Source organism: Proteiniphilum propionicum, assembly GCF_022267555.1.
In the GTDB taxonomy this organism is placed as follows: Bacteria; Bacteroidota; Bacteroidia; order Bacteroidales; family Dysgonomonadaceae; genus Proteiniphilum; species Proteiniphilum propionicum.
Window position 1 is genome coordinate 2,345,697 of record NZ_CP073586.1, and the last position, 21,145, is coordinate 2,366,841.

The window sequence follows — 21,145 nt, forward strand, 5'->3', positions numbered from 1 at the left end:
GTAACTATTTTCGTGACGTTGAAATAATACATATCTAAAAATAACATTAGCATGAAATCAAAATTAGTCTTATTTGTTTTATTTGTTACAACTTTATCTCTTTCTGCCCAGTGGCAACCAGTGGGAGATAAACTCAAAACAAGGTGGGCATCGGAAATCGATGTGAATAATGTGCTCCCTGAATATCCGAGGCCAATCATGGAACGTACTGAGTGGCTAAACCTAAACGGATTGTGGAATTATGCCATTTTGCCCGTTGGTAAACAGAAACCTGGCAGTTTCGATGGTGAGATCCTAGTCCCTTTTGCCATTGAGTCAAGCCTTTCGGGAGTTCAAAAAAGAGTTGGAAAGGATAATGAACTTTGGTACCAGCGGGAATTTACAGTACCTTCAAAGTGGAAAAACAACATAATACTACTCCATTTCGGCGCCGTGGACTGGAAAGCCGATGTATGGGTCAACGATGTGAAAGTGGGTCATCACACTGGAGGTTATACACCTTTTTCATTTGATATCACACCTGCTCTTACGAGTGGAAAAAACACCATTGTCGTGAAAGTATGGGATCCTACTGATCAGGGGTATCAACCACGCGGAAAGCAGGTGAACAAACCCGAAGGCATCTGGTATACACCGGTAACCGGTATCTGGCAGACTGTCTGGATAGAACCGGTACCTCAGAATTATATCAAAAATATTAAAATTACGCCTGATATCGATGTTAATACTCTTACTATCGAAGCTGTTGCAAGTATAGCATCAACAGCAAATAGGGTGGAGGTAAAGGTGCTTGAAGGTACACATGTAATTGCTAAGGGTCAATCCATCAACAATCTTCCTGTTGAAGTTTTAATGCCGCAAAACGCCAGGTTATGGTCGCCCGGCGATCCATTCCTTTACGATCTGGAAATTACACTATCCGATGGTTCAAAACAGCTCGATGAAGTAAAAAGTTATGCTGCAATGCGCAAATACTCAACTAAACGAGACGACAATGGAATCGTAAGATTGCAGCTAAACAACAAAGATTTGTTCCATTTCGGACCGCTCGACCAAGGATGGTGGCCCGACGGGCTCTATACCGCTCCAACAGATGAAGCATTGGAGTACGATGTGGTTAAAACCAAAGATTTTGGCTTTAATATGATTCGCAAACATGTGAAAGTCGAGCCTGCACGCTGGTACACCCATTGTGACCGTCATGGTATCATTGTCTGGCAGGATATGCCAAGCGGTGACAGGAGCCCGGAATGGCAAATGCATCAGTATTATACCGGCGTAGAAAGGATGCGTACTCCAGAATCCGAAGCCAATTTCCGTAAGGAATGGAAAGAAATTATTGATTATCTATACTCTTATCCTTCCATTGGAGTATGGGTGCCTTTTAACGAAGCGTGGGGACAATTCAAAACAAATGAAATTACAGAATGGACAAAACAATACGATCCTTCCCGTCTAGTGAATCCCGCCAGTGGTGGCAACCATTATACAATAGGAGATATGCTTGATTTGCATAATTATCCGAATCCAAGGATGTATCTGTACGATGCTCAGCGTGCAACTGTTTTGGGTGAATATGGCGGTATAGGTTGGGCAAACAAGGAACATCTGTGGGAACCAAACCGTAACTGGGGTTATGTGCAGTTCAACAGTTCAAGTGAGGTGACGGATGAATATGTGAAATATGCCGAACAACTGAAACAACTGATTCGTCAGGGATTTTCAGCAGCCGTTTATACCCAGACCACCGATGTGGAGATTGAGGTGAACGGGTTAATGACGTATGACCGTAAACTGGTAAAGGTTGACGAGGCACGTGTGAAAAAAGTGAACCAGGAGATATGCAACATATTAAAAGATTAATATTTCACTCTGTACCGTATATATATTTATCTCTTATCAGGAGCAGCGTACGACTGGATTCTCTATCATGCTGTATCGGTGGCTAACCCGAAAGGGAGGGTGCTGATGATGGACCAGATCCTATGGCAAAACGACTGGCCTTATGTTAAAGGAGGAACGCCATCTTTAGAAGCCGTAAAACCTGTTTTTTAATGCGTATTGGTTATTTATATTGAATAATTGCTTACATTTGTGAAATATAGGCGATTTTAGCAATAATTTATAAATATAGAGAGAAGAAAAGATGAAGCTTAACAGAATGATCTGGCTGCTGGCAGTTATTGCAGCGGTTGGATGTACGAACAAACAAAAAGAGGCTCCCGCTGAGCAGACAACGCTTTCGGGAATGAAGAAAATTGATTTTCAATCGGTTGCGAATGGTGATTCTACCGATTTATATGTATTGAAAAATTCTGCTGGCATGGAGGTTACGGTAACTAATTATGGCGGACGGATTGTTTCTGTTATGGTGCCCGGCAATGATGGTAAACTGCAGGATGTTGTTCTTGGATTTGACAACATTAACGATTATATGAGTATAAACAACAATTTTGGAGCTACCATCGGCCGTTACGGCAACAGGATTGCCAACGGGAAAATAACTGTAGAAGGTGTGGAGTACCAGCTTCCGAAAAATAACTATGGCCACACCCTGCATGGCGGGCCTGAAGGGTTTGACAAACAGGTTTTCAAAGCTGTTCAGCAGGATAGCCAGACCCTTATTCTCACATACTTGTCCAAAGACGGTGAGGCCGGATTCCCTGGTAATCTTAACGTGAAAGTGACTATGGTGCTGACCGATGATAATGCTATTGATCTTCAGTATGAGGCTACCACTGACAAGGAGACCGTGGTGAATCTGACAAACCACTCATACTTCAACCTGAGCGGCGATGGCAACAACACCATTCTAAAAGACTTGCTAACAATTAATGCCGATGCGTTTACACCAGTTGATGATACCTTTATGACTACAGGAGAGATTAGTCCGGTAGAGGGTACTCCAATGGACTTCAGGACTCCTACCGCTATTGGTGAAAGGATTGATAATTACGATTTCGTGCAGTTGAAAAACGGCGACGGTTATGACCATAATTGGGTATTGAATACAAATGGAGATATTTCAAAACCGGCCGCCACGGTTTATTCCCCCGTGACAGGTATTCAGCTTGAGGTATATACAACAGAACCGGGTTTGCAGGTCTATACAGGTAACTTCCTCGACGGAACGGTGACCGGTAAGTATGGGGCTGTATATGCCAAACGCAATGCCATCTGTCTGGAAACACAGAAATATCCCGATTCTCCTAATAAACCCGACTGGCCATCACCCTACCTGAAACCGGGTGAGAAATATACCAGCCGCTGTATTTATAAATTCACAGTGATAAATGGTAGTAATAATTGACAAATGGATTTCGGGCTAAAATTATCAAATTGTAGCCCGAAATTTTTTCTTCGTTTCTTTTTATTTACTTTAAATTTCTAATTATGCAAAATTTAACAGATCTACCCATTTGGGTAATTGTACTTCTGGGAGTGCTCGCGTTGTTTGACGCGGTAATGAAATTGATTGCTATGTGGAGATCTGCACGGAACAACCATCTGGTATGGTTTATTTTCCTTGCCATTTTCAATACGATTGGAATTTTGCCTATTGTCTATCTGATTCTGCATAAGAAAAAAGCAATGCCCGAAGCAGAATAGACCGGGAAGTTAAATGCATTAGAAGTAGGGGGCTGTCATATTTAAAGATGGCCTTCCTTTTTTTCATAATATTTGCACCATTGAGAAAGACCGCATATTTCACATTTCGGCCTTCGTGCCATACATATGTAACGGCCGTGCAGGATTAGCCAGTGATGTGCTTTGGTAAGCATTGACTCCGGGATATACTTTACGAGTTCCATTTCAGATTGGAGTGGTGTTTTTGAATTGTTTGTCAACCCGATACGGTTGGCTACACGAAAAACATGTGTATCTACAGGCATTGCCGGTGTGTCGAATGCCACAGCCAGTATCACGTTGGCTGTTTTTCGGCCTACTCCCGGAATGGTGAGTAGAGAATCTATGTCTGAGGGCACCTCTCCATCGAAATCCGAAACCAGCTTTTTTGCCATTCCTACCAGGTTTTTGGCTTTATTATTTGGATAAGAGCACGATTTGATATACTCAAATACCTCATCATGTGATGATGCAGCCATTGCCCTGGGTGTAGGAAATGCATCGAACAGAGCGGGTGTTATCATATTTACCCGCTTGTCTGTGCATTGTGCAGACAGAATCACTGCAACCAGCAGTTGATACTTGTTTTTGTAGTGCAATTCGGTTTCTGCCGATTCCGCATTGGCTTCAAACCAGTCTAGAACCTTTTTATAACGCTCTTTTTTGGTCATTATTTTGAAAAATTGTCCCGTAGCATCACTTACATACTGCTATCTCTGTTTCTTGGAATTCAGTATATTAGCTTATTGATCAGGATGTTGTACTGTAATAGCTATCACGTCAGTTTTAAAATTTCTCTTATTACTTCTCAAATGATATTAATAGTTTGATAAAATATCATTTGTTGCACTTATAACCAAATAACTATGTGGCCTTTTTGAAAGGTGCATTAAATGTTTACAATCAGGCGATTATATTTGCATCCTTCAAAAAACGTAATATGAGTCCACTTTAATAAGTCGTTTAGTGGAAAAATGATATTTGATTCTCAAGTGATTATGATGTCAAATATTCTAATTTGAGACTTTTTCAAGCAGACTCAACAATATATAATAATTGCGTGGCTTTATTGTTTTATTTCATCTGATAAGGGAATGAACCGGGCACCCAGATCGGGATCTTCCATATCCGGATCAAGTGGATACATAGGGCGTTGGATTCGTTTATAGGGTAAACGGAGCAGATCCTGATCCACACCTCCGGGAGTAAGCGCCATTATCCAGTCGCCACGCATATTGTAAAGTTCTGGCACAAGATATCCGATTTTTACTACAAGAATATCCGTTTCTCTGGGTTTCAGCCCCAAATCGGTGAAGTTTTTCTCGTAGTGATAGGCGTTTCTCTTTTCCGTTACAATGGTGTAGACATTGCCACTTTTAACAACTACTTCAGTGCCTGCATCCACATCGCTCTCTTTAATGGCCGCAATCTCTCCCTTTATCCTGACAGGAGGAGCAAAACGATTATCCACCATAGCACCGGCCATGGCATCTATTTGGGCACCAACACCAATCTCTCTGGCCTTCTTTACCAGTTCGGGACCGGGGATTGATGCATAGATAAGGGTTTTGCTTCCTGAAAGCTTCAGTTCAGGGCGCTTGAATATTTCGTGCAGGGTCCATGTCACATCTCCGGCGCCTCCTGCAGTGGGGTTATCCCCCATGTCGCTGATAATAAATGGTTTTTTGTCACTCTTAAAGGCTTTGTCTAAAGCATCATCCAGATAAGTCGTGGGTGCTACAAACTCAAACTTATCTCTAACCTCCCAAAAATGTTTTGCCAATGTTTCAGCTGCTTTGGCAACAGCCTCTTTATCGTCGCCATATGCCATGATCACACCGTGGTTACGAGGTTCATCAGCCCAGGGATAGGACATCCAGATGGCAGCGTCAATAACTTTGTCATTATCCAATACCCCGGGAATCTGGGCGTAAAGGCTTTTGCCGGGTTCAATACGAGTACTCGTTTTTTCTCCTGGCAGTAAAATAGGCACAGGAATCCAGGCTTTGTATGCAGGTTTGCCTTTTCCGTTTTCGAGCCTGCTGAGAAGGTTGGTGACCGCCCTCTTTTTCGATTCAATAGCATCTTCATGTGGAGCCAAGCGGTAGCATGTAATCAGATCGCTGTTCTGTGCCAGTCGTCGAGAAACATTGCCGTGCAGATCCATCGATGTTGAGACTAGTACATCAGTGCCTATCAACTCCCTTATACGAAGAAGAAGATCTCCTTCCGGATCGTCAAGTCCCTGAACGCTCATTGCACCGTGGATATCGAAGAAGAGCCCATCAAGCGGTAGGGACTCTTTTAACATATCTAATGTTTTGGTTACCAGCGATTCGTAGGCCTCTCGGGTGACGATTCCACCTGGCATGGCGTGGCCACGAAGCGTAGGAATCCATACGGCGCGGTCAATAATACCCGAATCAACTGCCATAAAAGGGTAATAGGTTAAGACCTTTTCTCCTTCACGTGCATTAAATGCCTCTTCGTTGGTTACTGCCGGAGAAAAGGTACTTGACTCAATTGCAATTCCGGCAATAGCTATTCTTGGTAACTCTTTTTTACCGTCTCCGCTGTTACAGCCGTAGGAAAGTAGTAGCAGCATTAAAGAAATGGTTAAAATATTTTTCCCCATAATGTATATTATTTTAAATTATTGATGACGTGAATAGTATGTATGGCCGTGATTGCAGCCGTTTCAGTCCGAAGCCTTGTTTCTCCCAGGCTAATAGGTTCGAAACCGTTTGAAATAGCTTTATTTACCTCGCTTTCACTAAAATCTCCCTCAGGCCCGATTAGAATAAGAGCATTCTCTCCTTTATTATAGAGTTGTGCGAGCGGGTTCTTGGGAAAATTATAACAGTGGGCAATAAATTTTCTCCCATCGAAAGGTCTCACGATCAAGTCATCAAACTTTACCATCCACTCTGTCTCCGGCAAGAGAGCCTGTCGCGATTGTTTCATTGCAGAGATAACTGTCTTCTGCAGGCGTTCAATCTTTATATCTTTTCTTTCTGAATAATGGCTGATGATTGGCGTAATGCGGTCAATACCAATTTCAGTAGCTTTTTCCACGAGCCATTCGTTCCTTTCAGTCTGTTTTGTTGGAGCGAAGGCAAGATGGAGCCTGTAGATGCGGTTCTTAGGTTTTTCAAATTGATGTTTAATTACAACCACACAATTTTTGTGATGTGCCTCTATCAACACGCATTCATATATAAAACCAAAACCATCGGTAACCGACAGCGTGCTACCAACACGCATTCTCAGGACTTTTACGCAATGCATCGATTCCTTTTCGGGAAGTCGGGGATTAATCCTGATATCAGGGCAATAGAAAAGAGTATCTGCCATATTTTGCTAAAACTCATGATTTATTCTCTCTTCGGTTGATCTCATCACGCAGACGTGTAGCCAGTTCATAATTCTCTTCATCCACGGCTTCCTTAAGCCTGTGCTTGAGTGCATCGAGGCGCAGATCCGACAATTCCTCCTCAATGCTTCCTTTTTCTTCTTTCGGCTTTTCGGGGGAAGTGGAAGCGGATTGTTCATCGAAAACTATAGCCATATTTTGCATGATATCTTCTGTGGTATATATAGGCGAATTTGTACGAATAGCCAATGCCACAGCGTCAGATGTACGGGAGTCGATACGATATTTTTTTCCGTATTGCTCCAGCAGCAGTTCCGAGAAGAACGCACCGTCTTCAAACTTATGTATCAAAACTTCAATCAACTTCACATCAAGTGCCTTCCATACCGATACCATCAGGTCGTGCGATAAGGGCCTGGGAGGGGTAATACCTTCCATTACAATTGCAATTGATTGAGCTTCAGGTGTCCCTATTACAATTGGAAGACGGCGAATTCCATTTTCTTCTGCAAAAATAAGAGCATAAGCGCCGGCCTGAACCTGACTGAATGATATACCTAATATGGATAGTTTGATTCTTTTAGTCCCCATGATTTGGTTTTTTTGTTCAATAGCAACATCAAATATACAATTTATTTATCCGGAATTGATATTTATCGCTGTTTTTTTGAAAATTTAGACAATTTAGATGTGAAATGAAGAAAAAAATTGTATCTTTGCAGCCACGTTAAAACATGGTGGTTGTAGCTCAGTTGGTTAGAGCGTCGGATTGTGGTTCCGAAGGTCGCGGGTTCGAGCCCCGTTTTCCACCCATATCTCATGATAAATGAGGTTTTTATTCTCTTTAGATTTGTTTTAGGTAATCACGTATTTTACATACGTGATTTTTTATTTTACCCTCCGGCGGAATTCAGCACATATTACAGCTGTGGCAGCAGCCACATTCAGAGATTCAGAGGTGTCCCTTCCTGAAGGGAAGTTTGGAATGAAAAGTCTCCGTGTGATTCTCTTTTCAGTTTCCGCACCTATTCCTTTTCCCTCGCTCCCCATTACAATGAAACCTCTGTTGGAGAGAGTTTTATTGTAGATGTTTTCCCCATCGAGAAATGTTCCGTAAACAGGTAGATTTATCTGTTTCTGCAGAAATTCAGGAATATCAGTATAATGCACTCTCACTCTGGCAATTGCACCCATGGTTGCCTGGACTGTTTTTGGGTTGTATATGTCTGCGGTATCATACGAGCAGACAACATGTTCAATTCCAAACCAATCTGCAATTCGCACTATTGAGCCTACATTTCCAGGATCTTGAATACCATCGAGCACAAGAGTCAGACCTTCATCAAAATTAATATTATCAATGTTCGATTCAGGCTGATAAAAAACAGCTATGATCTGTGGTGCCGTTTTCAGGAAGGTTGCCTTTTTCAATTCACTTTCATCTGCTTCAACTATCTCCCCGGCTTTTAGCTCAGGATGAGCTGATATAACTTCGGGTAATGCCGCTATGAGCTGACATTGGCATGTGGCAAGAAGATCTAAAACCAGTTTTGTCCCTTCCGCTACAAACGTGTTATTCTCAATCCTATGTTTTTTTTCTTTAAGCGAACGGATATATTTTATTCTGTTTTTGCTAAGCGACATTTTTTATTTTTTTGTTGATTGCAAATGTAATCATTATACCTGAATTAATTATTGAGTCTCCTCCTAAAACCTCAAAACCCAATTTTATCGGTTTGCAACATATTGAAAATCAATGATTATCTTGTGAAATTTTCAAGAAAAAAGACTTATTGGAGGAGACTCATTATTGGAATAATCTTTTATAAACTGCATATCTCATATTCTCAAAAGTTGTACTCAACATTGTCATTTTTTCACATTGTCTATTTGTTAATTAAATTATTATCGCTGAAAAGTAGCAAATATCAGATCATCACTCAAAAGTTGTCATTTTTTCTATCTTCTTATCCATAAAAAATATATCTTTGTGACTTACGTTGTCAATAGTTTGGTGTTTTTTCAAAAGAACACTTATAACTACTGATTGTTAATAATTAATATGACTTTTAAATATATAGCTTTAATTTCGTGACTATATGAGTGTTAAGTGAATATTTACCGAAGTATTGATGTTGTAGCAACCTCTTTTTTATAAAGGCATCAACTTGTAGTAGAAAAATCAGATAAGAAACTAAAAAAATATAAACAAGATTGATTGGTTATGATCAATTGATTAAAAACATGATCGTTACCTATTCAATACACCACAAAAATAAATATTAGTATGAATGATATCTCAACAATGATTAAAGTGGCTGATAATATAAGAATCCTGTCGGTATCAATGGTCGAAAAAGCCAAATCAGGCCATCCCGGAGGTGCTATGGGAGGAGCAGATTTTATCAATGTCCTATTTTCGGAATTTTTAGAGTACGATCCCGAAAATCCCAACTGGGAGTTAAGAGACAGATTTTTTCTCGATCCCGGCCATATGTCGCCCATGCTATATTCAGTGCTCTGTTTGAGTGGCAAATTTTCATTGGATGAGCTGAAGAATTTTCGTCAATGGGGGAGCTCTACTCCGGGGCACCCTGAAATAGACGTTGCACGCGGCATTGAAAATACATCAGGCCCATTGGGTCAAGGACATGCTTTTGCAGCTGGAGCAGCAATAGCTGCAAAATTTCTTCAGGCACGACTGGGAGATATAATGGATCATACCATATACAGTTTTATTTCCGATGGAGGCATTCAGGAAGAGATTTCTCAGGGAGTAGGGCGTATTGCAGGCCACCTGGGTTTGAGCAACCTGATAATGTTTTATGATTCTAACAACATTCAACTTTCAACAACTACCGATGCTGTGTCGAGTGAGAATGTGGCAAAAAAATATGAAGCCTGGGGATGGAAAGTAATTTCTATTAACGGTAACAATGTTGAAGAAATTCGTGGTGCCCTTAAAGAAGCCAAGGCTGAAAAAGAGAGGCCAACGCTTATTATTGGTAACACTATTATGGGATTTGGAGCTGTTAAAGCAGATAACAGCTCATTTGAATCTCAGGTATCCACTCACGGGCAACCTTTGAGTGCAGCTGGTGGGGATGTTGCGTTGACAATAAAAAAGCTGGGTGGTGACCCGGAAAATCCGTTCTTTATTTTACCTGAAGCCAAAGAACTTTATGAAAAACGCAAACAGGAACTTAAAGAGATAGTAGCTGAGAAAAATGTTAGGATGGATGCCTGGGCAAAAAACAACCCCAAAATGGATGAAAAGGTGCACAAATGGTTTACCCGAGAACTTCCTGAGATCGATTGGGCAGCTATTAAGCATAAACCAGGTGTAGCAACACGCGCCGCTTCTGCCACAGTTTTGGGAGAGTTGGCAAACCAGGTAGACAATATGGTTGTAGCATCTGCCGATCTCTCTAATTCTGATAAAACAGATGGTTTCTTGAAACAAACAAAAGTGTTTGCCAAGGGTGATTTTACGGGAGCCTTCCTTCAGGCTGGGGTCTCTGAGTTTACCATGTCGTGTCTCTGCATCGGGATGAGCCTTCATGGTGGAGTAATTCCTGCATGCGGCACTTTTTTTGTGTTCTCAGACTATATGAAACCCTCCATTCGGATTGCTGCTTTAATGCAAACACCTGTAATTTTTATCTGGACACACGATGCTTTTCGTGTCGGAGAAGATGGCCCCACTCATCAACCGGTAGAGCAGGAAGCACAGATTCGTCTACTGGAGAAGTTGCAGAATCATAGTGGTCATAACTCTATGCTTGTCCTCAGGCCGGCTGATGCGAACGAAACCACTGTTGCCTGGAGAATGGCTCTTGAGAATAGTGCATCACCAACCGGACTTATCCTTTCACGTCAGAATATCAAGGACCTTCCTGCAAAAGAATCGCGTTTCAGCGAAGCGATGAACGCGAACAGAGGAGCCTATATTGTGGAAGATGAAGCGGACTATGATGTGATTTTACTAGCATCTGGCTCTGAAGTTTCCACACTTGTTGAAGGGGCTGAACTGCTTCGTGCCGACGGAGTGAAAGTGCGTATTGTCTCTGTTCCCTCAGAAGGGCTGTTCAGGTCTCAATCACCCGAATATCAGGAGTCGGTATTGCCAAGAGGAAAGAAAAAATTCGGTTTAACGGCAGGGCTTCCAGTAACTCTTGAGGGTCTGGTTGGCTCTGATGGCTCAGTCTGGGGTATGAGATCTTTTGGTTTCTCTGCTCCATACACGGTACTCGACGAAAAACTCGGGTACACTGGAGAGAATGTATATTTACAGGTAAAGAAACTGCTTAAATAATAAAGCAGTTTCTGCTTGGGAATTGAGATTTCAGGTAAAGATAAAATAAATTATTATGTCATTATTTAACAACCCGGAAAAACCTATCGGGATTGGATCTGACCACGCAGGTTTCAGGAGGAAGCAATTTATTTTGAACCTTCTTAAAGAGAGAGGTATCCATTTTAAGGATTTCGGTACATATTCAATGGAAAGCTGTGATTATCCTGATTATGCACACCCATTAGCAATTGCAGTTGAAAATGGTGAGTGCTATCCTGGGATAGCTGTTTGCGGATCTGGAAACGGAATTAATATGACGGTCAATAAACATCAGGGAATTCGTGCTGCTTTATGCTGGAATAGTGAAATAGCTTATTATGCAAGGGCACATAACGATGCAAACATTCTAACAGTTCCAGGCCGATTCCTTAGTGATGAGGAAGTTATAGAGATTCTAGATACTTTTCTCAAAACTCCATTTGAAGGTGGCCGTCACGAAAGAAGAATCAACAAGATTCCCTGCATTTAGATTGCTGAACCTCAGTTTTGAGGACGAAGATACTCCTCCTGTTCCAGCAGTGCAGCGTTATTTGCAGAGCAGAGAAATCTCTCTGTTTAATGGCATAATCAAAAAGGTGTGAGCATATGCTTATTAAGAAAAAATATTTCATACTTCTGATCCTGCAGCTTGTTCTTATGCAGGGCTGTGGCGAAGTGAGCATGCAGTTTGACAATCATCCCCGGGGTAATTTCGATGCACTCTGGACTATATTGGATAGAAACTACTGCTTTTTCGAATATAAGGAAGTCGATTGGAATGATGTGTACAGGGAATTCAGTCCCAGAATCACTTCAGAGATGAACAACGATGCCCTTTTCAAACTCATGGGTGAGATGCTTGCTGAGCTGAAAGACGGACATGTTAACCTGGTTGCGTCACACGATATGACCAGATACTGGCAATGGCAGGAGAACTACCCTCCTAATTTCGACCCATCAATTCAGAAATATTATTTCGGAAACGATTATGGCATCTCGTCTGGAGTAAGGTATAAGATTCTAGAAGATAATATCGGTTATCTTTATTATGGAAGTTTTTCAAATGATGTTGGCCAGGGAAATCTAAGTGAAATATTAAACAGAATGGCAATCTGTCACGGGCTGATAATTGATGTGAGAAACAATGGTGGCGGCAGCCTAACCAATGTAGAACGGATAACAAGCCGCTTTTTCAACGAGCGCAAGCTTATTGGCTACATCTCTCATAAAGTAGGACCTGGGCATAATGATTTTTCTGCTTTGTATCCGAAATATGTTGATAGTTACAACGGGGTGAGATACCAAAAGCCGGTGGTTGTTCTTACCAACAGAGGATGTTACAGTGCGACAAACGAGTTTGTAAGTATAATGAAGTATGCACCAAATGTTACCATTATAGGAGATAAAACAGGAGGAGGCAGTGGGTTGCCGTTCACCTCTGAGCTTCCCAATGGCTGGTCCGTACGATTTTCAGCTTCCCCAATGTTCAATGCCGAAAAGGAACATATCGAATTTGGCGTGGAGCCCGATATCTATGTAGACATGAAGGACAGCGACAGGGAAAAAAACAAAGATACTATTATTGAAACCGCCCGCGAATTGATAAAATCCCAGTAGGAATCACCTTTTGGTATCTGTTTTTTGTGAAAATTTCTCTTTGAAATTCATAGGTGTATAACCGGTCTTGTTTTTAAATATCCGATAAGCATTTCTAACATCATTGAAGCCCGTTTCAATTGCAATATCGAGTAAACTTTTATCTGTCGTCAACAGTTCATTAGAAATACTTTCTACTTTTTTATCTAAAATATACTGATACACCGAACTACTTGTTGCTTCTGGAATCTTGTTATTATCAACAATCACAGATAACTTTTAAAGTTAAGCAGATGCAAATATAATCATATGTGCATATTGGTTAATATATTGGTAATAAACAATTTGGAACGATGCGAGCTGAATGGTTTTTGTATAGTAGAACACAGATTAATTTTTTTATCCGAAAACATTTACGAATACGGAATACTGTCAAGTCTTTATAAATTTATACATGTGAAACCGATATATTTAAAATAAACGTATGAATAAAAACTTTATCCTATTATTGCTAATAAGCATTTTTTTGATGTCTGCCACACAAATAAGCGGAAAGGACAATGAAAGAGAAGATCTGATTATTGAAAACGACCAATTTAAACTGGTTGTCGGGCATGACGCTATCGCAAAAAGTTTGATTATTAAATCGACTAACGAGGAATGTTTAATGCAGGGAGAGAACATAGCTATATTCTCTGTCACTCAAGAAAGGCCCTACCATAATGAAATAAAGCTGGCACATCCCAACAAGAAAACAATATTTCAGGCAAACTCAATCCACCGTGAAGGTGATAAGCTGGTTGTTGGATTTGAGTTAATTCCATATAAAGTGATTATCCAGGTAAAAGAAACTCCCACTTATGTGAGTTTCAATCTTAATGATTTTATTACAGACGGTATTTATCCGGCATATCTTAAAATCACTCCACCACCCGCAACCGAAGTGTGCCTTTTACAATTACCTGTTCGTAATAGAGAAAATTTTGGTGAATGGCTAAATGTCTCATGGGATGATAATGTTGCTGTTAATGTTTTGAGTACAGATGAATATGCATATGTCGATTTTGAAAAACGAAATGGATATAACATTTTAAGAGCGAGTGCAGTTAAGGATATAAAGTTTATAGGAACCGGTGCTGCCTTAATTGCTTCCGAAAGCAGCAAATTGTTGGATAATATTGCTCAGTTAGAAGAAGATTTTAATCTGCCAAAAGGAGTAGAAAGCAGGAGAGGTGATTTTATCAATGCTTCCTATTATTGGACAGCAAACGTTAATCCAACCAACGTAGAGCAACACATAAAATATGCCAGAATGGGCGGTTTCAGAGCGATGAGCATCTATTATCCCAGTTTTGAGGGCTCAGGAGGGTATGGCATCATCGGAAATTATGAAATTGATAAAATGCTATATCCAAAAGGGAAAGATGATCTGAAGATAATGCTCGATAAAATTAAGGCTGAGGGAATAATTCCTGGAGTTCATTTTCTGCATTCGCATATAGGGAGAAATAGCCAATATATGACTCCTATTCCCGATTATCGGCTAAATCTTGTTAAAACATTTAATTTGTCGAAAAATCTGGGGATTGATGATACAACCGTCTATGTCGAGCAGAATCCTGAGGGATCGGTAATGGCAGAAGGATGCCGTGTTTTAAAAGTGGGAACAGAACTTATTTCCTATAAGAGCTTTACAACTATACCACCTTATAAGTTTACCGGATGTGTAAGAGGAATAGACAAAACTACAGTTAACAGTCTTACAAAGGGGGAAGTAATCGGAATATTGGATGTCAGTGAATTTGGAGCCACAAGTGTTTATATTGATCAGCGAACAAGTTTACAAGACGAGATCGCCGGAAAAATAGCAAACATTTACGATGCCGGATTTCAATTTATATACTTCGATGGTTCGGAGGGAGTAAATCCCCCTTTTGGTATAAATGTAGGATTAGCACAGTATAGAGTTTTCAAGCGTTTAGAGCCTCAGCCATTGTTTGCAGAAGGTGCAGCCAAAAGTCATTTTAGCTGGCATATGTTAAGTGGAGGTAATGCTTTTGATATTTTCAGACCTGAGGTCTTGAAAGAAGAGACAAGAAAGTGGCCAGCTGAAGAAGCTTCAAGGATGAGACATGATTTTACGCGAATAAATTTTGGCTGGCTGGGTTATTGGGCTCCAGGTGAAGCAACAATAGGAACTCAACCGGATATGCTGGAGTATGTAACCAGTATAGCGGCAGCCTGGGATTGCCCCATTTCTATTCATTCCAACCTCGAGGCATTTGCCGCTCATCTAAGAACAGAGGACAACCTGGAGGTAATTCGGAGATGGGAAGAGGTCAGAGCCGGGCATTGGCTTACCGAAGAACAGAAAAAACAGTTACAGAATGTAAATCAGGAACATCATCTATTATTGAATGAGCAAAATCAATTTGAATTATACCCTTATGAGCAAATTACAGATGTAGCAGGTGGTAGTAAGGAGGTAAGAGCTTTTATTTTTAAAAGGAAAGGCGAATATTATGTACTCTACTGGCATATATCTGGAGATAAGAAACTGAAATTGTCAATAGATAATAGAGGTGCGGCATTGTATCGTGATATTGGACGGACAGAAAATAATATTTCTGTTCAAAACAAAAAAATTGTAATACCTGTAGGTAATCGCAGATATCTAAAAGTATCAAATGCGACTAAAGAGCAATTAATTAAAGCTTTTGTCAATGCTGAAATTCTTGATTAGCGAAGTATTGAAAATATGCCTCACATGAGAATTGGTATTATAACTTATGAAGATGTTATTAAGAGCAACAGGGAAGGGGCTTTGTCTTGCGGCACTTGTATAAAACAAGATACTGAAAGTTTCACGTAATATTGCAGATTTTGGTACCAACACTGATGTTTTACAGGTTCACCTGGCCGAAGTTATTAATTAACATAATAGACATTGAGGCCTTACATTGGTGATTTGTGATGAGTCTGTGTTAGACTGGAAGATTGGAAGAGAAAAAAGAGGAGTATGAAAAAATGAAATGAAAGGAAAGGATATAAAATATGAAAACTTATTTCGACTAGTTGCTTTTAAGGACGACGAGCAGGCCTTCAAAGAGCTTTTTCTCGAATTTTATCCGGCATTGTGTGTGTTTGCCATGCGGTATATCACACAGGAAGAAACAGCCAGGGACATTGTTCAGGATATTTTTTTCAGAATTTGGAAAAACCGGAAAAGCATGGATATAAATACTTCGTTCAGAAATTTTTTAATTACTTCAGTTCGCAATAGTTGTACGGATTATCATAGAAAGCAAGAAGTCGAAAACCGGTATATGGAAAAAAGCATGTTGTCCTTCAGTCACATTTCACCGGAAGAAGTGTATACCTTAAAAGAACTGGAAGTCTCCATTGGCGAAGCATTGGCAAAACTATCGCCCAACGTGCGTGAAGCGTTCGAGATGAGCCGCTTTAAGGGAATGACCTACATTGCCATAGCCGATAAAATGGAGGTTTCTACAAAAACCGTCGAATCGTATATTAGTAGGGCATTAAAAATTTTACGCATTGAATTGCGTGATTACCTCCCCTTCTTACTACTGTTTATATAGATGTTCCTTTTCCACCGACATTGTTAAATTTTTCCTTTTTCCTAAAAACTTCACTTTTTTTATAGGGTAAACCGAGAGTTGTTCGTCAAGTATATATAAATGTCAAAAACGAGATGATTGAAAAGGAGACTCCCGATTCTTTGAATTATTTACTGGAGAACTACGAGAAACAAAAAACGATAGACGCTGCAGTTGATTGGGAACAATTGCATAAACGCATCATTTCCGATCGGAACAGGCGCCTGTTCTTCAACTACCTGAGAAATACGGCCGCCATCCTTCTTCCCCTGTTTCTGGCATATCAGTACGCGTTCTACCCCATTCTCAAAAAAAGCGGGTCCGCTATAGAAACCATTACAATCACCTCTGCTCCCGGGATGGTGACAAAAACCATACTTCCGGACGGAAGCGAAGTCTGGCTAAACGCGCTTAGTTCACTTACCTATCCACAACGTTTCTCAGAAAAAGATCGCACAGTGCAACTCTCCGGAGAAGCTTATTTCAAAGTAGTTTCCGATAAAAAACACCGTTTTAATGTGGAAACACCTCAAAAAATGATCGTGAGTGCATATGGCACGGAATTTAACGTGAATGCATATGAAAGTGATGAAAACTATGAAGTTACTTTGGAAAGCGGGCAGGTAGAGGTCTCTTCTGAAATCGGTTCAAAAGCAACAGAGTCATTGGTAGTTGATGAAAAGGCAATCTTGCATATTTCAACCGGCAACATGCATGTGGTAACGGCAGATACCTATGTGGAAACGGCCTGGAAAGACGGGAAAATGGTTTTCCGTCGAGAAAAACTGGTTAAAATTGCAGAAAAACTTTCAAGAAAATTCGGAGTAGATATATGTCTTGAGGGAGACAGACTTAAAGAGTATGAATACACGGCCACGTTTACCGACGAAACACTCGAAGATATCCTCGACCTGCTGAAAAGGTCAGCACCCATTACCTATTCCATATGCAAACAAAAACAGTTAAACAATGAAACATTCACACGCAGGAAAGTAACCATAAAATCACAATAACTTACACAGTTTTCATAAAAGGAGGAGGAACGCCTATGATAAGATAAATACAAACTGAAATAAAAAAAGGCGGGAGAGGGTTTTAACTCTCCCGCTCATGACTTATAATTACCCTCGCGGAAAATCTCACCTCACCGCCAGGCAATAATTACTAAACCCATAAAATGAATTTAATAACATTGTAAAAGTATGAATAATAAATCAATCAACCAAAAAGCAGATATTTTTTATGCTTTATTAAAAAAAATCCCTATTGTTATGAGAATAACGCTTTTACTGCTGTTCGTGCTCACTTTTCAACTACAAGCTGAACACATCTATTCTCAAGACGCCAAAATTTCGCTGGACATGAAAAATTCAACCATCGAAAAAGTATTGCAAACCATTGAGGAGAAATCCGATTATTACTTTCTGTACAACAACCGGTTAATCAATGTAGACAGGAAAGTTAGCGTCAGGGTAAGGAATGCCGCTATTTCAGCCGTATTAGAGAAGCTTTTTAAATCGGAAAATGTGGAATATGAGGTAAAAGGCACGCAGATTATCCTGCATCCGAAAGAAATGCACCGCCAGATTACTGCCGTTAACGAAGCTTTACAACAGCATAAAAAGGACATTACCGGGACCATTGTCGATGCGGCTGGTTTGCCAATTATTGGAGCAAATATTGTTGAAATCGGAACCAACAACGGAACCGTAACCGATGTGAATGGGAAATTTTCGTTAAGCGTTGAAAACAATGCCACTATTCATATTTCTTATATCGGTTACTTAGAACAGAATATCAATACAGAAAGAAAAACAATTTTTAATATAACGTTGCAGGAAGATATGAAGGCTTTGGATGAGCTTGTAGTTGTTGGATATGGAGTGCAACAAAAAGCTACAGTTACAGGAGCTATATCATCTGTTAAAGGAGAGTTAGTATCAAATTCAGGCTCCTTAAACGTAAGTAACTCAATAGCAGGCAGAATTCCCGGTGTAATTGCAAATAATCGTTCGGGTGAACCCGGATCAGACTGGTCTAGCATTTTAATACGTGGAAAGGGTACACTAAATGATAACTCACCATTAATTGTAATAGATGGAGTAGCAAATAGAGATGGAATGGAACGTATCAATCCAAACGATATAGAATCAATTTCAGTTTTGAAAGATGCTTCAGCTGCTATTTATGGTGCACAAGCTGCAAATGGCGTTATTCTAGTAACAACAAAATCTGGTATCCAATCTAAACCGACTATCGAATACAATGGTTCGATAAGCCTGTCACAGCATACTCGAACACCTAATTTATTAAATGCTTATGATTGGATGGTTTATGATGATGAGATTAAAGGTCATATGAATCAAACTAAATTATGGACAAATATCAAAGAAGGCTATAAAGATGGATCTATTAATAAAAGCAAATATGGTGATACAGATTGGATGAATGTTATGTTTCGGACAGTTGCCCCTCAAACAAGACATTCAATTTCTCTACGTGGGGGTAGTGAAAGTGTAAGCTATTATGTCTCTGGTGACTTAACATACCAAGAACCTCTATATAGAAACACAGTTTTTAATTTTAAAACGAATCAAGTTCGTGTAAATATTGATGCAGAGGTTACAAAAGACCTATTAATAGGGGTTAATGCATCTGGACGTAATGAGAATCGCTACCAAAGTCCGATTTCTGCAGGGACAATGTTCTGGGAGGCATTTATGGCATACCCTTACTTATATGATTATTATCCGAATGGTTTACCTGCACCCGGAATAGCATGGGGGAATAATTTAGCGATACTAGCTTCTGGGAAAGAAATCGGGTACGATAACGTACAAGACTTTTTCCTTAATACAAAATTTAACTTTAAACTTGATTTAAATAGTTTAACAGAAGGGCTTGCTCTTTCAGGGTATGCAGCATTTGATCCACATTTCAGAAACCAAAAGATTTTTAATGATGTTTGGGATACTTACAATTATGACGAAATAAATGATGAATATATAAAACAAACAACAAATGCTGTAAGCAATATTATAACTCTGAATCAATCTAATGACAAGAAAATATCTACAACTTACAATGTCAAATTAGATTTTATTCGACAGTTTGATAAACAAAAATTTAGTGGATTCATTGCTTATGAACAGAGTAAAAATAATGGAGAGTTTTTTGATGCTTGGCGAGGTTATTTTCTAAGTAATCAATTTGATTATTTAAACAATGGTGGTGATAAGGACAAAACAAATAGTGGTTATGGGTATGTACACGCTCGTCAGAATATTTTCGGTCGTTTAAATTATAATTACTTAAGCAAATATATGATAGAGTTTACTCTCAGACACGATGGTTCTATGAACTTTGCAAAAGAGAAGCGATGGGGTACATTTCCAGGAATATCAGCGGGTTGGAGAATAAGTGAAGAGAATTTCATGAATTCAATCAATTGGGTGGACGATTTAAAACTACGAGGATCTTGGGGTAAGCTAGGCAATGATAGAGTATCACAATTTCAGTATTTAAGTACTTTCAATATGGTTAATGGTGCAGTTTTAGGAGAATCAGCAGCTTTGAACAAAGGTTTTTCCCCTGGTCGTATTGGCAATCCATCTATAACATGGGAAAAAGTGGACACAAAAAACATTGCATTAGAAGGTGTTTTATGGAATCAATCTTTAAATTTTGTCATTGAATATTTTAATCAGAACAGAAAAGATATTCTCACTAAAAAAATGGCGTCTATTCCATCTTATACAGGTTTAACTCTCCCTGATCAGAATATTGGTGAAGTGACAAATCAAGGAATCGAATTTGTTGTTAACTATAATCAAATTGTAAATGATTTCAAATATTATGTTGGCGCAAATTTGACTTATGCAAAAAATAAAATTGTTTTCTTTGATGAAGCAGCTAATACAACTGAATGGCAGAGGAGAACTGGATATCCTATCGACTCATGGTTGATGTATAAAACTGATGGTATTTTTCAATCTAAAGAAGAAATTGAAGCTACGCCTCATTTCCCGGGAGCTAGACCAGGAGATATAAGATATGTTGATGTGGATGGCGATGGAAGTATTACTAGTAATGATAAGGTAAGAGATTATATCAGCAATATACCTCAGATAGTTTTTGGATTGAATATGGGCGCATCTTGGAAAAATTTTGATCTAGACTTGTTATGGAGTGGTCAAACGAAAGCTAAACAAATGATAATACCAGTATCTTATAACACGTATCAGAAACTATTTGATAATAGATGGATTTCGGCTGAAAGTACACCTGATGCCAAATATCCACGTGCTTTTAACAAAGATGATGGCATGAATACTAGATATTCTGATTTTTGGCTTTATGATGCATCATTTATTCGTTTAAAGAACTTAGTGTTATCATATACATTGCCACAAAAAATGACCAATAAAGATAAGGTCAATACTTTCAGAATATTTCTAAAAGGTGATAATTTATTCACTATCGATCGTATTAAATTTTTAGATCCCGAGACTAGTTCTGTAAATGCAGGACATTACTACCCTCAGCAAAGAACATATACTCTTGGTATCAATATTAGTTTTTAATCATTTTAAA

General features: G+C 39.5%; 16 protein-coding genes and 1 tRNA gene. 11 read left to right on the plus strand and 6 right to left on the minus strand.

Translation table 11 applies throughout. The features are described from left to right. Positions 1–51 precede the first annotated feature (51 nt). The 3 genes from KDN43_RS09515 to KDN43_RS09530 all read left to right on the plus strand — a co-directional run bounded on the left by KDN43_RS09515 (position 52) and on the right by KDN43_RS09530 (position 3,609). Positions 52–1,863, plus strand: a complete 1,812-nt coding sequence (locus tag KDN43_RS09515; protein WP_238865656.1) for a glycoside hydrolase family 2 protein — start codon at positions 52–54, stop codon at positions 1,861–1,863. Between the two features lie 283 nt (positions 1,864–2,146). Continuing rightward, positions 2,147–3,310, plus strand: coding sequence for an aldose epimerase family protein (locus KDN43_RS09525; RefSeq protein WP_238865658.1), 1,164 nt, complete (start codon positions 2,147–2,149; stop codon positions 3,308–3,310). Between the two features lie 83 nt (positions 3,311–3,393). Next, positions 3,394–3,609, plus strand: a complete 216-nt coding sequence (locus KDN43_RS09530; RefSeq protein WP_238865660.1) for a DUF5652 family protein — start codon at positions 3,394–3,396, stop codon at positions 3,607–3,609. A 41-nt stretch (positions 3,610–3,650) separates the two neighbouring features. Here KDN43_RS09530 and nth read toward each other — a convergent pair whose 3' ends face one another. From nth to KDN43_RS09550, 4 genes are all read right to left on the minus strand, one after another. Next, the gene (nth, locus tag KDN43_RS09535) at positions 3,651–4,298 is read right to left on the minus strand and encodes an endonuclease III (RefSeq protein ID WP_238865662.1); all 648 of its coding nucleotides are present in this window, start codon (positions 4,296–4,298) and stop codon (positions 3,651–3,653) included. Positions 4,299–4,693: 395 nt separating this feature from the next. Further along, positions 4,694–6,262: a M81 family metallopeptidase gene (locus KDN43_RS09540; RefSeq protein WP_238865664.1), complete on the minus strand. Its 1,569-nt coding sequence runs from the start codon at positions 6,260–6,262 to the stop codon at positions 4,694–4,696. A gap of 8 nt (positions 6,263–6,270) precedes the next feature. Beyond that, entirely contained in the window at positions 6,271–6,981 is a 711-nt protein-coding gene (locus tag KDN43_RS09545; protein WP_238865666.1) for a 16S rRNA (uracil(1498)-N(3))-methyltransferase, read from the minus strand. Between the two features lie 13 nt (positions 6,982–6,994). Continuing rightward, positions 6,995–7,591: a bifunctional nuclease domain-containing protein gene (locus KDN43_RS09550; protein ID WP_238865668.1), complete on the minus strand. Its 597-nt coding sequence runs from the start codon at positions 7,589–7,591 to the stop codon at positions 6,995–6,997. 145 nt (positions 7,592–7,736) lie between these two features. Here KDN43_RS09550 and KDN43_RS09555 point away from each other — a divergent pair. Further along, a tRNA-His gene (locus KDN43_RS09555) sits at positions 7,737–7,812 on the plus strand. A gap of 76 nt (positions 7,813–7,888) precedes the next feature. Here KDN43_RS09555 and KDN43_RS09560 read toward each other — a convergent pair. Next, entirely contained in the window at positions 7,889–8,644 is a 756-nt protein-coding gene (locus tag KDN43_RS09560) for an RNA methyltransferase (RefSeq protein WP_238865670.1), read from the minus strand. 643 nt (positions 8,645–9,287) lie between these two features. Between KDN43_RS09560 and KDN43_RS09565 the strand changes: the two genes are divergently transcribed. The 3 genes from KDN43_RS09565 (at position 9,288) to KDN43_RS09575 (ending at position 12,953) form a co-directional block, all read left to right on the plus strand. Further along, positions 9,288–11,315: a transketolase family protein gene (locus tag KDN43_RS09565; protein WP_238865672.1), complete on the plus strand. Its 2,028-nt coding sequence runs from the start codon at positions 9,288–9,290 to the stop codon at positions 11,313–11,315. 55 nt (positions 11,316–11,370) lie between these two features. Then, complete coding sequence (gene rpiB, locus KDN43_RS09570) at positions 11,371–11,826, plus strand: ribose 5-phosphate isomerase B (protein ID WP_238865673.1); 456 nt, start codon at positions 11,371–11,373, stop codon at positions 11,824–11,826. 116 nt (positions 11,827–11,942) lie between these two features. Further along, positions 11,943–12,953 carry a S41 family peptidase gene (locus KDN43_RS09575; protein WP_238865674.1) on the plus strand — a complete coding sequence of 337 codons (1,011 nt, stop codon included), beginning with the start codon at positions 11,943–11,945 and terminating at the stop codon, positions 12,951–12,953. A 3-nt stretch (positions 12,954–12,956) separates the two neighbouring features. Here KDN43_RS09575 and KDN43_RS09580 read toward each other — a convergent pair whose 3' ends face one another. After that, a complete protein-coding gene (locus KDN43_RS09580; protein ID WP_238865675.1) occupies positions 12,957–13,202 on the minus strand; it encodes a helix-turn-helix domain-containing protein in 246 nt (81 codons plus the stop codon). Between the two features lie 214 nt (positions 13,203–13,416). Between KDN43_RS09580 and KDN43_RS09585 the strand changes: the two genes are divergently transcribed. From KDN43_RS09585 to KDN43_RS09600, 4 genes are all read left to right on the plus strand, one after another. After that, the gene (locus KDN43_RS09585) at positions 13,417–15,675 is read left to right on the plus strand and encodes a hypothetical protein (RefSeq protein ID WP_238865676.1); all 2,259 of its coding nucleotides are present in this window, start codon (positions 13,417–13,419) and stop codon (positions 15,673–15,675) included. Positions 15,676–15,964: 289 nt separating this feature from the next. Beyond that, a complete protein-coding gene (locus KDN43_RS09590) occupies positions 15,965–16,534 on the plus strand; it encodes an RNA polymerase sigma-70 factor (protein WP_238865678.1) in 570 nt (189 codons plus the stop codon). Between the two features lie 113 nt (positions 16,535–16,647). After that, positions 16,648–17,565, plus strand: a complete 918-nt coding sequence (locus KDN43_RS09595) for a FecR family protein (protein ID WP_238865680.1) — start codon at positions 16,648–16,650, stop codon at positions 17,563–17,565. A gap of 189 nt (positions 17,566–17,754) precedes the next feature. Next, complete coding sequence (locus KDN43_RS09600) at positions 17,755–21,135, plus strand: TonB-dependent receptor (protein WP_238865682.1); 3,381 nt, start codon at positions 17,755–17,757, stop codon at positions 21,133–21,135. Positions 21,136–21,145 lie beyond the last annotated feature (10 nt).

Bases quoted from the DNA above. Each gene is read 5' to 3' on its own strand.
- KDN43_RS09515 (WP_238865656.1), top strand. From the start codon at position 52: ATGAAATCAAAATTAGTCTTATTTGTTTTATTTGTTACAACTTTATCT.
- KDN43_RS09525 (WP_238865658.1), top strand. From the start codon at position 2,147: ATGAAGCTTAACAGAATGATCTGGCTGCTGGCAGTTATTGCAGCGGTT.
- KDN43_RS09530 (WP_238865660.1), top strand. From the start codon at position 3,394: ATGCAAAATTTAACAGATCTACCCATTTGGGTAATTGTACTTCTGGGA.
- nth (WP_238865662.1), bottom strand. From the start codon at position 4,298: ATGACCAAAAAAGAGCGTTATAAAAAGGTTCTAGACTGGTTTGAAGCC.
- KDN43_RS09540 (WP_238865664.1), bottom strand. From the start codon at position 6,262: ATGGGGAAAAATATTTTAACCATTTCTTTAATGCTGCTACTACTTTCC.
- KDN43_RS09545 (WP_238865666.1), bottom strand. From the start codon at position 6,981: ATGGCAGATACTCTTTTCTATTGCCCTGATATCAGGATTAATCCCCGA.
- KDN43_RS09550 (WP_238865668.1), bottom strand. From the start codon at position 7,591: ATGGGGACTAAAAGAATCAAACTATCCATATTAGGTATATCATTCAGT.
- KDN43_RS09560 (WP_238865670.1), bottom strand. From the start codon at position 8,644: ATGTCGCTTAGCAAAAACAGAATAAAATATATCCGTTCGCTTAAAGAA.
- KDN43_RS09565 (WP_238865672.1), top strand. From the start codon at position 9,288: ATGAATGATATCTCAACAATGATTAAAGTGGCTGATAATATAAGAATC.
- rpiB (WP_238865673.1), top strand. From the start codon at position 11,371: ATGTCATTATTTAACAACCCGGAAAAACCTATCGGGATTGGATCTGAC.
- KDN43_RS09575 (WP_238865674.1), top strand. From the start codon at position 11,943: ATGCTTATTAAGAAAAAATATTTCATACTTCTGATCCTGCAGCTTGTT.
- KDN43_RS09585 (WP_238865676.1), top strand. From the start codon at position 13,417: ATGAATAAAAACTTTATCCTATTATTGCTAATAAGCATTTTTTTGATG.
- KDN43_RS09590 (WP_238865678.1), top strand. From the start codon at position 15,965: ATGAAAGGAAAGGATATAAAATATGAAAACTTATTTCGACTAGTTGCT.
- KDN43_RS09595 (WP_238865680.1), top strand. From the start codon at position 16,648: ATGATTGAAAAGGAGACTCCCGATTCTTTGAATTATTTACTGGAGAAC.
- KDN43_RS09600 (WP_238865682.1), top strand. From the start codon at position 17,755: ATGAATAATAAATCAATCAACCAAAAAGCAGATATTTTTTATGCTTTA.